Consider the following 12,776-nt stretch of genomic DNA (forward strand, 5'->3'; position numbering starts at 1 on the left):
GCTTTCGCATTGTTTATTAATTCTCATCAACAACTTAAAATACACGCTTTCTTTCATAAAAACAATGATAAGTTAAATGACTGATACATTCCCTTTATAAATTAATCTATCTTTTTTCCGATATCTGCAATCGTACGCAATGAAAGAGAGAAATTAAAGTTTTGCAAGGGTGCTTTCCTGCCTGGATTCGTTACCTGTTGATAACCGAATGTTAACCCGAAACATTCATCCATATAACTCAAGCTAATTCCTCGCTTTATAAATGTACCAGATACTAAATCATAACCGGCGTTGCTATTAATGGACCAATAATCTGCTAATTTAAGTCCTGTTTGAAAAGAAATTTCTTGGCGCTCTTGAGAATATTCATAATCTGGTTGCTTTGCGATATAGGCATATTGTAGAGCCGCCCAAAAATTTTGCCATTTTTGTGATGCTTCGATTTCACTACGGCGGATTTTTCCTGTTTTTTTGTCAAAGCGTCCACGCGTTTCTAAGGAAAAACCACTTTTATGGGTTGTACCAAACATTGCAACATAGTCTGAACGTTTTGCCTCTAAGCTAGAATGAGTACCGACATTGATAAAGTCCTTGTCTGCAAAAGAATTCTTTCCTGCTAGATGGAAGGATTGTCCAATGAGACCATAAAGAGACCAATTATCATTAAGGCTTCCAGAATATCTTATACCTATATTGGCTCTTGTACCACCTTCTACACGATCATAACCAGAAAATTTGTCTCGTTGAAAGAGAGTGGTTGCATCAAAGACAAAGCTTTGAGCATCTTCATTAGGAATTTGTCCAATATATTGTTCATTATTGCGTATAAAAATTTGTGCAGTTGGTTCTATAATATGTGTAGAATGATCAGCTGTAATGAGGAAGGGATAGCGTAGTTCCAATCCTGCTGTTGCCATGCCACGAATTGCTGAACCATGAATTGCGGATAAGGCATTGTTTTCTATAGAATCTGTGTGATTTTCGCTTGCATTGGTTGTAATGATATCAGCTCGTAGAGAGAGAAGAGGGGTTAAGATGAGTCCGTTGTGCGTGTTGAAGCGCTTTTTCCACTGAAGCTCGTTTGTTAAACGCAAACTATTTCCAGCCATACCAGAAAGTTTTACTGTGTTGAGAGGGTTTCCGTTCTGGTCGGGTGAACTGAAGTCAGCATGGCGACGATAAACTGATTGCATATTACTATGGAAGGTAAGCTCTCCATTATAAATGGGTTCATCTGGTGTGAAAAAATAATCGATGCGTGGTAAGACCCACGCTTGCCGAGAGTGACGTTCATAATGAGGATCATTCAATATTGAATCTTGAACTTTAAAATGATAAAAACGCATATCAAAATAATTTTTTCCTGCAAGACCATTCAGATAGATCTGAGAAAGTTGTGTAGGATTGTTATAGTTTTCAAGTTTATAGGCACGACTAAAATGCCGATCTGATTGTGCAAGAATATCCCATCCATAAGTCCAGTGTGAATTAATACGAAAATCCCCCTTTGTCGCCAGCATATAACGGTTTTTATGTTGGGCATCAATCGTATCATTATCAAATCTATGCGGTTTCATTTGATATATATGAGCAAAGCGAATGTTATAACGTCCCGTTTTTAAACGCTGACGCCATTCCCCTTCGGTTAAAAGCCCTTGTTGGGTATAAACCGTAGAAGAAAGGGTAAAATCATAATGGGGGGCGAGATTCCAGAAATAAGAATTCTTTATCCCCATACCGAGATAATCAGTATAAAAAAAATGAGGAGTAAGCAGACCGCTAGCACGCCTGACAGTTGGATCATAGATCTCAAAATTTGGAAATTTTATAATCGGTACACCAAAAACTTCAAAACTGCTATTTTCAAACCGAATTTTTTTGACGCTATTATTCCATATGATCTTTCTTGCTTTAATTTTCCATAGGACGTCTCTATCTGGTTTATAAGAGCAAGGTTCACAGGCTGTATAGGTTGCATTTTCAAAGACTGTTATGTGATTGTGTTTGCGTGTAGCATTTTGGGCTGAAAAGTGAACATTGTTGGCTGTATCAATACGTAGGGCGTTTACAAAACCCTCGCCAAGATCTTTGGTCATATCAATTTGGTTGGAATAAATTTTATTACCATCCTTTTGAGTAATTTCAACGTTCCCTTGTGCTATAAGCCGTCCTGTTTTTTGATTGTAAATAATTTTTTGAGCGACAACTTTATTGCCATCATATTTGATTTGGACATTACCGTGTGCAGAAACAGTGTTTTCATCACGATTGTAGATGAGTTCATCCGCAGAGAGCAAAAGAGGAGGTTCCAGATTTTGAATGCGACTTTGAGAAGGAGATTGAAGGCTTTGAGCGTGCGCACAATAAGACAAAGCACTTCCTAAAATAACCCCCACAACACTTTTAAAAGCGAGAGCACTTAATTTTGTTAAAATAGTTTTTTTAAGTGTTAATGCTTTCACTTAGCCATCCTCTTTATGAAGTAAAAAAGAGATTCCTAAGAATAACGCAATAACAACGGGTGTCCAAGCTGCAATAATTGGTGGAATATATCCAGCATTACCGAAAGCTTGAACAAGTACGGAAATAACATAAAGCATAAACCCAGCTATTACGCCACCAAGAATCAACATTCTAGATTGCCCAAAACGTGTAAAATTTAAAGATACAGTTGCTGCAATGAGGGTCATTGCCACAAGCAATGCCGGTAATGCAATCAAAGATTGGAAATACATATCAAAATTATTAGCAGAATAGCCAAATGAACGTGCAATCATAATTTTTTTTGGCAATTGGTAAAATGGAATAGTTGCGGGATTCACTAAACGTTCCGTTAAAAATTCAGGTTTTAGATTGGTTTTTATTTGCAACACGGTAAATTTTTCAGGAGGATGCCCTATTTTATAGATTGTTCCATTTGTTAATAGCCAAAATCCATTAGTCAAGGTTGCTTTTGGGGCGTTAATCCAATTTTTAACGGTTGCATTGTCATTGTATTGTACAAAGGTTGCATCGAGAAGAGAAAGTCCTTGATCGGTGATAGATTTGGCACCAATGGTTGTTCTGCCTAAATTTGTACGTTGTGTTAACCAGTGGATACTTGTATTGTGAAGAGGTGTTAGTACATTGTGATTGCGCCATTCAGTCATCTTTTTTTCTGCTTGAGAAAATCCCCATGCAGCAAGTGGATTAATGAGAAGAATTGAAAATAATCCCAAAAGAAAAGCTCCAAAACAAGCTGGCATAAGAAATTGCCATGCAGAAACACCGATTGAACGAGTTACTACAAGTTCAAGTTTTTTGTTGAGCGAGATAAGCGTTGCCATTGCAGAAAAGAGTGCAATGAAAGGGATAAGTTGTTGCATGATAAAAGGGATGCGTAAAGCAGAGAGGAAAAATGCATCTTTTGCTGTATAATGCGGAAGGGAAGATAGCCTACCAGAATTCTCTGTGAAATCGATTAAAAGAGCAAGAACAAAAATGCTTCCCCAGAAATAACAAGTTATTTTAAGATACCGTATAAAAAAATATCGTCCAAGTGTCCACCCAATCATGATATTTCATCCGAGGAATCTTGAGATTTTCGATGTTCAAATTTGTTCATTATTTTTTGAAAAGCGATTTGAAGTATCTCATTAACTTTTGTGGGAAGCCCAATTTTATGATTCGTTAAAAGCATAAAAAAGACAAATGCACTTGTTCCTATAGGTATAATATAAAGGAGAGGAACGTATGCAAGATCGCTTTTTGCCTTTTCTGCGAAAAAATATCCTATCCAATACACCAGAAAAGAAAGGGCAATTGCCGAGAGATTTGCGGAATGACGAGCTTGTCGATGGGAGCGTACATCCCCTGCCGCTGCTAATGCAATAAGTGAAAAAACAATAGGGTAGAGCCATTGTGTTAGTCTGCGGTGAAATTCAGCTTTATATTGGAGTGGTTTTCGTTGATAGTAGGGATCTTTTGGGTCAGGGTTTTGTAAATAAGAAAGAGACCGATCTTTTGGATAAAGAGTAGGTGTTTTATCACCGGGGATAAACTCTCCTAGGCTAAAAGTATATGAGCTAAATTGCACGATTGAAACACTGTTATTTTGATGATTGACTCTTTCTATTTCACCGTTATTGAGAACCAGAAAACTGCCGTTTTTATTGCTCACAATGGATGCGTCTGTTGCATAATAAAAAAGATCAGTCTTAGGATCACGCTGGTCGGCAATGAAAAGGCGTTCAAGTGTTCCATTTGGATTTCGTTCGCCAATTTCTATGTAAAGGTTATTGGCGAGTTTTTGGAAGCTCCCTTCACTAATGAATAGATTAATAAGATCAAAATGAGCGCTTGCTAGCATTTGTCGCATATGAAGACGCGCTTGAGGAACAACAAAATTAGCTATAGAAAAGGAGATACAGGATGCAACAATAGCAAGAAGAAGGATAGGTTTCCAAACAGTACTTTTAGGAAAACCAGAGGCATTGATGACAGCAAGTTCTGAGTCTTGATGCATTGCTGAGAGGATGGTTGTAATTGCGATGACTAATGCAAACGGAATGACAACAAAAATAACAGAAGGAACCAATGAGAGTGAAAATTGTAAGACTGTGAGGAGTGTTTGTTTACTTGTTGTGAGAAAGTTTATCCGTGCAAGAATTTGTATAGTCCAACTAACGCCCACTGCTGCAATCATGACAGAACTAAACAAAACAAGGACACGTTTCAGGATGTAGAACTCAATAATACGCATAAATTGGGGAAAATCCTCAGTTTTTAATTCGATAGCAAATATTCTTACTGCTTTCGGTTAAAATGTAATAAAGTTTGAAAAAATATCCTTTCATGAATTGGATATTTTTACCAAATAAATAATATAAAATTGCCTATGAGGTCCTCTTTAAATTTTCCGTACATTATATTTTATTTTCAACTATAGTCTACAAAGAATCTAGAAGAATCTAGAAAATAACTTAAAAAACTTTTTTATTAACGTTGAAGATAAAAATTTTTGTCTTTTAAAGACACGTGCAAAAAGATAATGCATCTCAATCAAAAAAGAGGATTTATATCTTGAACCGTTTCCTTTGTATTAGGGATATAGAAGTTTTTTTAAAAAGATGTTAGCTTTTTTATAAAGAATGATGAAGGCTTAAGAGATTGGATATTTTATTCTATCATTTGACGCAGTCAACGCTGAAGGATATTTTGCCGACGCTTGTGGAGCGTGCATTGGCTCGTTTTGGTAAAGTAACAATACAGTGTGTGAGTAAAGAACAACGCGATTCTATAGATATACATTTATGGGTTTATACTGATGAATCATTTATTGGACATGGAACGGAGTGTGATCAATATCCAAACGTTCAGCCTGTATTTCTTACGACAGGACAAGAAAATCCGAATGATTCAAAGATTCGTTTTCTCATAGAGGGAGCTGTTTGTTCGGATATTGATGCTTATCAACGGCTTGTCGTGATATTTGATGGTAGAAGTGAAGAGCAGTTGAATCTCGTTCGTGCACAGTGGAAAAAATATAAAATGGAAAATCATAATTTAACGTATTGGCAACAGACTGAAGATCGTCGCTGGGAAAAACAGGTTTAATGCGTCTTGTATCTATTGTTCTGATTTTTATAGGATTACTGGGAATAGTAAATCCTGCACTTTTTATTACGGAAGGCTCAGGGGGAGGGCGTTGGGTTTTTATTGTGATTTTTCTTTTAGGCATGTTAAATATATGGACTATAATTAAAAAAACGAAACGCCATAATGATAATTATTGATCGAATTTTGCTTGTTTTATGGGCTGTGATGTTGGCCTTCTTTTGCGTTTCATGGTTGGGGACAACGCATATCTTATCAGAAATGTTTGCTGTTTCTTATATAAGCAATATTGCAGATTTTTTATTTTTCTTTTTGAGTGCTTTGTTTGCAGGAATATTGTGGTGGAAAATACCTCAACCCCTGTCTTTAAAAACGAAACTGGCAGCATTTTTGCCGCCAGTCCTTATTTTATTCTTCATTATTATATTTTAGTTGGATATTTCATCATCTGTAAATCCGACGAAGCAAATCAGTGAAATAAAAGAAGCAAGAAGCAAATAATAACCGATATAAGATGTATCGAAATGTTGCACCAGATATTCTGCAATATAAGGCGCGAGAGATGCTCCTATAATAGCAGATAAATTGAAAGTAATAGAAGAACCGGTATATCGAATTGCTGTTGGGTATGGTGAAGCCAAAACAGCACCAAGAGGACTGTATATCATTCCCATGAGAGACAAACCGATAACAGACATTGCAAGGACTCCTATAACTCCAGAATTTAAGAAATAAGGAATTGCGAAAGAATAAATACCGGTGATGATTGTAATCCAAATCATCAAAGTTCTACGTCTAATACGGTCAGCGAGTCTTCCCGTGATGACAGTAAAAATCCCACAAAAAATAGCACCGACAATTTCGATTTGAAGAGCTTGATGAAATGGCAATTGCAAATGGTTTGTTGAATAGCTTAGCAAATATGTAGTAACCAAGTAAAACAAAACAAAAGTTGCCATACCAGAAAATATTCCAAGAAATAGGATTCGTGGACATTTTAAAAAGACATCTATGATAGGAACTTTGACATGTTTTTTACTTTCAAGAGTTTTTTTGAATTGAACAGTTTCATTGATTGAAAGACGGACCCATAATCCTATAATCATAAAAACAACTGAAGCAATAAAAGGAATACGCCATCCCCAGGCTAAAAGTTCTTCACGATCAAGGAAATGCAGCAGACCCAAATAAACAGCAATAGATAAAAACAAACCTATTGAAACGCCTAATTGGGGGAACATTGCATACCAGCCGCGCTTTTCTGGAGGGGCATTTTCTGTAGCGAGCAAAACAGCTCCTCCCCATTCTCCTCCTAATCCAATTCCCTGTCCAATACGGCACAAGGTTAAGAGGAAAGGGGCAAACCACCCAGCTATTTCATAAGTAGGAAGAAAACCAATAATGACTGTTGAAAGACCCATTGTGAGAAGAGAAGCGATAAGTGTTGCTTTTCTTCCAATTTTATCTCCAAAATGTCCAAAAACAACTGATCCAAAAGGGCGGGCAAAAAAGGCTGCTCCAAATATTAGGAAAGATTGTAAAATGGCAATTTGATCATTTTGTGTTGGAAAAAACACATGAGGAAATATAAGAGCTGCGGCAGTGCCAAAGACATAAAAATCAAAGAATTCAATTGTTGGGCCAATAAGGCTTGCAAATAAAATCCGACGAGGGGAGTTTCTGTTGCTTGTAGCTTTCATTTCTGAGTTTATAGACATGAATAGAATGTCCCTTTCAGTATATGACAAATCAAATGACGAGTTAACTGACTATAACTATAGAAATTTCAAATCAGTGTCGAGTCAATATTATGACACTTCGTTATATATTAGAACAATGATTATGGGCTGATGAGTATGAATAAGTGCTCTATATATTATCCAAATTGAATAAGATAAAGACACTGCTTTAAATGCTGTAGAAGATGGCAATAGATGGCTATAAACGCAGCTCTCATTCACATTGCTGTGTCCTTTAAAGTTTAATGCCATTTTTATCTATTAAGGGATCAATCTTATTCGTAGATCAGTGTTTAGTGTCTCAAAATATTAAAAATATTTTTCATGGATGCAATTATAACACTTTTAAAGTGTATCTAAAAAATTAAATCTTTTAGTTGTGCATGCATTTTAAAACACATGGTGTATATTTGATCTGTCAAAGCTTAATCCATCGAATGCTTTGCTGTCTTAAAAGACATGAGGTTGAGCAATTACGTTGTGTTGTTTTGGTCTATGCACTTTTTTCTAAATGGGAGAATTTAAATTTAAAATTATGGAGTGTAAATAATGCAACGCAAATTGAAATTAAGTTTTTGTGCGTTAATGGTCAGTGGTTTTTTTGTCAAGATTGCGAGTGCATATGGAGTAGCTACACCAAGAGAAAAGTTATTAACACCAGTAAGTATCAGTGAACACCTAGAAGAGACAAGAAAGTTGTTATCGGAAGTGAGGGGACTAAAAGAAAAAAAGGGGGGATCAAAAAAGATAGAGAATAAACAGACAGCAGAAGGAAGTGATCTTTCAGAAGAGGAAAGGAAGAGATTAGAAAAGCTATTCTTTGAAGTACTCCCAAATTCAATAATAAGCGATGGTGCTACGATCTATATTACTAACCGTGACTCTGAAGGTTCTGAAATAAATAGCTTTAACTATAAAGATGCAGCTTATTCCATTAATAATACGGTTAGAGAAGGGGGAAAACTCTACATTGATGCAGCAAGTGTTAGCAGGGATACGACAATTGAGCATGGTGGGATTGAGTTTGTCCAAAACTTGAGCAGTTCGGAATATGCCGCTGTTAAAAAAGGGGGAAAACAAATTGTTGAGAGTGGTGCAAATGCAGAAGGGGCTCAAATCCATGGCGGTGAGCAGATTATTTTTGGTAAGGGGTTTCTTGGGGATGGTTTGTCGCGTGAAGATAAGGCAAGTAGTGCTTATGGCACTGAAATTCATGCTGCAGATGGAATGCTAGGAATACAAAGTGTCTATAGTGGGGGGATGGCTGTTGACACAAAGATTATGAAAGGTGGTGTCCAGAATCTTGATGGTAAAGAGAATTTTCATAACGGTTTCTCAGAAGATGCTGATACAGCCGATATAAAAGATGAAGATTTTACAATTAATGAGGGGGCTTTTGCACTGAGTACCGAACTTTTTAAAAATGGTATGCAGAATATCTTTGCAGGAGGGAATGCGAGCGAAGTTACTTTATACGATAGAGCTACTCAGAAGATATATGATTCTGGATACGTGGATAATCTAACAATTAATCATCAAGCACAATCATGGGTTTTTGCCGGTGCGATATTAGATAAGGATACAAATGTTAATGATTTTGGCAACCTCTATCTCTATGCTGGAAATGGTGAAGCTGTTACGGAAGTAGAAAATCTTAATTTAAATGGAGAAGATAGCAAACTATACATTATTGCGTCTGAAGATAACGGCAAAAAAACTGAGATTAATGTTAAGAATTTAAAAGGAAATGGGAGAGTTATTTTTACGTCTTTAGGGACTAATAAGCATTATTCACAGCTTAATATCGATGATCTTTCAGGTTCTTTACATTTCGATTTTAATGTCAATTTTGCCAAGCAGCTTAGTGATTATCTTGTGATTAAAAAAAGGGGCTCTGGTTCTCACACAATAAGTGTGGCTGATTCTGGGCGTGAAATTACAAATTCTTCTTACAAAAAGCTTAAATTAATTACTGATCGCAGCGGAAATGCCCATTTTACTCTGACAAACACTTTTGGTGAAAAAATCGGAACTGTTGATGCCGGAACCTATCGGTACAGTTTGCAACATAGAAACAATAAGGGTACTGGTAAAATTTGGTACTTAGATGCAAACCACACCATTGATGAGACAACTTCTCAAGTTTTTGATAGTGTATTGAAACCATATACTGGTTCATCAAGTGATTTACTTACAGAACTCACAATTGATCAAGGAACAACTGTTTCTATTGCAGATCCTAGCTTTGACACGAGTAGCAAGGAAGTTGATAGCAATGGAGAAACTTCAATTAGTATTACAGTTAAAGATGGTGGAAAGCTTTCCGTTTATAGCGGTGGTTTTAGCTTGTATACGACAATTCAAAGAGGTGGCACTGAGCTTATTAAAACACAGGGTCTTTCACAGGATACTATTGTTCATAAAGGTGGGCAACAAAAGGTTAAAGAGGGGGGAAAAGCTGAAGGGGCTAAAATTTACGGAGGTGAGCAATTTGTTTCAGGAAAGTCTGATATTAAAGGTGCGACGGTGAGGAGCAGCGCCTATGACACTATCGTTTCTGGTGAGAATGGAGTGCGAGGATATCAGAATGTGTATGGTGATGGAGAGGTTTTTAACACACAGATCATGGAAGGAGGGATACAAAATCTTTATGGAGAAGAGGATCTAGACGAGTATAGCAGTTTTGCCTTTGATACGAAGGTCTTTTCTGGTGGACAGCAACATGTTTTAGCGGGAGGAATCGCGATTGGCGTTCTTTTAGAAGGGACTGCTTTTCAGGCAATAGATTTAGGAGGTTATGTAAAAGATTTAACCGTTAAGGATCAAGCACAATCATGGTTACATGGTGGCGCAACATTGGAAGGAAAGACAACGGTTAATGATTCTGGACGGATTTATCTTTATGCTGGTGCAGAGCAATCTCGTACTGAAGTAGAAAAAATTGTCTTAAATGGCAGAGATACAAAATTGTACGCGATTGCCTCTAATATAGATGGTGAAAGTTCTTTGATTGAGAATCTGAGTGGGAATGGTCGTGTTATTTTTACTTCTACCGTGTTTAATCCACATTACTCTAAACTTGAGATCAATGATCTTTCAGGGAGTTTACATTTTAGGTTGCATACTAATTTTGCAGAACAGCGCGGTGATTATCTTCTGATAAAACAAGGATCAGGTAATCACACCATAAGTGTTATCGATTCTGGTGTTGAAATTACCAATTCTCCTCTACAAGATCAGAATTTAGTTTTGGAGCTTGATTTAATTCATGTTCAAAGCGGAAATGCGCATTTTACTCTGACAGATTTTTCTGGTGAAGAGACGAGTACGATTGATGGTGGAGCTTACATGTATGGCTTAAAGACAAAAGATGATAATGGGGGAAAGACTTGGTCTTTGGCTACATCACAAATAACTTCTGCTCCTGTAATTCCTTCACCTCATGTGGAGTCGCCTATAGATAAGCTTCCTGAAAAAGAAGAAAATATGACATCGTCAAAAGATTTTAGTATCTCTGATGTAATTCATTACAGCATTGGGGAAGGAGGAGGAATTCTACAAAGCTCTTGGCTCGGTGATGATAACGTAGTTTATGTCTCTGATGATGGAGAGCAAGGTGTTCTTAAGAAGTCTATTAATAATACAATTCAGGGATCAGGAAGACTTTATGTTGAAGCTGGTGGTTTCAGTAAAAATACAACCATTGAAAATGGTGGTGTTGAGATTGTAGGGGAACAAGGGATTTCAGAATTTACGATTATTTACGAGGATGGAAAACAAAGAGTGGAGGGAGGAGGAACCGCATTGAGAGCTGAAATTTATGGTGGGGAGCAGCTTGTTTTCGGAGATGGTTATGTAAATGGTGGAATTGTGGGGAGCAGCGCTTATAACACGATACTGTATGGTCAAGGTGATACGCCAGGACAGCAGAATGTATATGATGATGGGATGGCTGTGGGAACAAAAGTGATGAGTGGAGGAATACAAACTCTTGCTAAATGGTTTCCTAATGATGATAACTTTGCAGAAAAAGCCGGCGGTTTAGCTGTAAATGCTGAAATCTTTTCAGAGGGTGTGCAGCGTGTTTTAGCAGGAGGTGAAGCAAATACAGTCATTTTACGCACTGGTGGTGTTCAAGAAGTCTATGCAGGTGGAATTGTAAAGAATCTAACGATTGAAGGTAATGCTAATTCATGGATTTCTCCTGGTGCAATATTAGGAGGAGAAATAAAAGTTCAGGATTTTGGTGGGCTCCATCTTGATGCTGGAGATAATGGTCAACAAACTATAGTAGAAAACATTGAATTAAACGGAGAAGACGCTCAATTATACTCCGTTGCTCGTGGGTTTGACGATAAAAGTACACGCATTCAGCAGTTAAGCGGTGTAGGAAAAGTCATTTTTACTTCTTCTGAAGATGATTTATATTACTCTCAGCTTTATATTGATAATCTAGCAGGGAGTCTACATTTTGACCTTAATGTTAGCCTTGCAGAAGGAAAAGGTGATTACCTCTTTATTGAGAATGGGAGTGGTTTTCATACAATAAGTGTCGTAGATTCTGGTATTGAAATTGTTGATCCTTCTTCAACAGAACTTGATTTAATTTTTGATCAAAGTGGAGGAGCACATTTTACCCTGAGAAGCTTTTCTGGTGCAAATGTTAAAACTATTGATGGCGGAACCTATACGTATGGTTTAAAACAGAGAATTGATGAGGGTGGGGGCGAAAAAGTTTGGTATTTATCTGCAGCATTTATTGATAATGTTTCATTTCTCAACAGTTTACCACGTAGTAGAAGCAGATCTGTGCGGCATTTAAATCAAAATCAATCGGTTTCTTCTCTTTCAACGATTGCAGCACCACAAGCGCATGTTATAAAATTGCCACGTCGAAGAGAGAACTGCCAAAACTTAAGGCAAAAATCTCAGGCTTCTGTATCTCCAACTGTTTTCTCTCTTGGAAGTCACGTTATTGAAGTTTTAGGTTCAGGAAGTTCTCATCCTCTTTCTGATGAAAAACAACAAACTGCTGTTTCAACCTCTTCTCAATCTTTAGCCGATCAAATGATTTTACGTCCAGTTCATAAAGAACAACCTTTGCCACAATTTAGTGAGAAACTTTCAGTTTCTCACTTTTTGACCACTCCCTCTACAGATGCGGTATTGTCTATGTCTGTGGCTCCAGTGATGGTTTTTCACAATGAAATGCAAACCGTACGTGCGGGAAGAGGAGTTCTAGATAAAAGTAAAAAGAATGCAGCTTTATGGACTTATGCGATTAAATCTAAAGAGAGCATTGCGACAGAGCATATAGATTTTAAACTGGATCAGACCGGTATCGTTTTGGGGATCAATGGTTTAGGCGAGTGGGAAAATGGAGAGTTTTATATAGGTGGTTTTGGCAGTTATGATCGTGCCCGTGTTGCGCATGCACGGGGG

8 protein-coding genes are annotated in these 12,776 nt (G+C 37.1%); 4 read left to right on the forward strand and 4 right to left on the reverse strand.

Annotated features, from left to right (window positions below):
* Positions 1-101: 101 nt before the first annotated feature.
* The 3 genes from ACFIQE_RS02620 to lptF are packed head-to-tail and all read right to left on the reverse strand — an operon-like array spanning position 102 to position 4,741.
* Positions 102-2,462, reverse strand: a complete 2,361-nt coding sequence (locus ACFIQE_RS02620; protein WP_375629336.1) for an LPS-assembly protein LptD — start codon at positions 2,460-2,462, stop codon at positions 102-104.
* The gene (gene lptG, locus ACFIQE_RS02625) at positions 2,463-3,554 is read right to left on the reverse strand and encodes an LPS export ABC transporter permease LptG (RefSeq protein WP_375612925.1); all 1,092 of its coding nucleotides are present in this window, start codon (positions 3,552-3,554) and stop codon (positions 2,463-2,465) included.
* On the reverse strand, positions 3,551-4,741 hold the full coding sequence (lptF, locus tag ACFIQE_RS02630; protein ID WP_375706672.1) for an LPS export ABC transporter permease LptF: 1,191 nt from the start codon (positions 4,739-4,741) through the stop codon (positions 3,551-3,553). Before lptF ends, lptG begins: the two co-directional genes overlap by 4 nt.
* A gap of 407 nt (positions 4,742-5,148) precedes the next feature.
* On the opposite strand from lptF, the gene ACFIQE_RS02635 reads away from it, so the two are divergent.
* Genes ACFIQE_RS02635 through ACFIQE_RS02645 form a run of 3 tightly spaced genes read left to right on the forward strand, consistent with a single transcriptional unit; the run spans position 5,149 to position 6,027 of the window.
* Positions 5,149-5,595 carry a DNA polymerase III subunit chi gene (locus ACFIQE_RS02635; protein WP_375620743.1) on the forward strand — a complete coding sequence of 149 codons (447 nt, stop codon included), beginning with the start codon at positions 5,149-5,151 and terminating at the stop codon, positions 5,593-5,595.
* Positions 5,595-5,774, forward strand: a complete 180-nt coding sequence (locus ACFIQE_RS02640) for a hypothetical protein (RefSeq protein WP_375611245.1) — start codon at positions 5,595-5,597, stop codon at positions 5,772-5,774. Before ACFIQE_RS02635 ends, ACFIQE_RS02640 begins: the two co-directional genes overlap by 1 nt.
* The gene (locus ACFIQE_RS02645) at positions 5,761-6,027 is read left to right on the forward strand and encodes a hypothetical protein (RefSeq protein ID WP_375620744.1); all 267 of its coding nucleotides are present in this window, start codon (positions 5,761-5,763) and stop codon (positions 6,025-6,027) included. The genes ACFIQE_RS02640 and ACFIQE_RS02645 overlap by 14 nt, the downstream gene beginning before the upstream one ends.
* Here the strand turns inward: ACFIQE_RS02645 and ACFIQE_RS02650 are convergent.
* Positions 6,024-7,313 (reverse strand): MFS transporter, encoded by a 1,290-nt coding sequence (locus ACFIQE_RS02650; protein WP_375620745.1) that lies wholly within the window; start codon positions 7,311-7,313, stop codon positions 6,024-6,026. The two genes, ACFIQE_RS02645 and ACFIQE_RS02650, sit on opposite strands and share 4 nt — an antisense overlap.
* A 570-nt stretch (positions 7,314-7,883) precedes the next feature.
* Here ACFIQE_RS02650 and ACFIQE_RS02655 point away from each other — a divergent pair.
* Positions 7,884-12,776 (forward strand): pertactin-like passenger domain-containing protein (locus ACFIQE_RS02655; protein ID WP_375707243.1); only part of this gene is annotated, 4,893 nt, incomplete at its 3' end.

Origin of the sequence: Bartonella sp. AA1HLJMS (genome assembly GCF_042197445.1) — a bacterium.
Lineage (GTDB): Bacteria > Pseudomonadota > Alphaproteobacteria > Rhizobiales > Rhizobiaceae > Bartonella.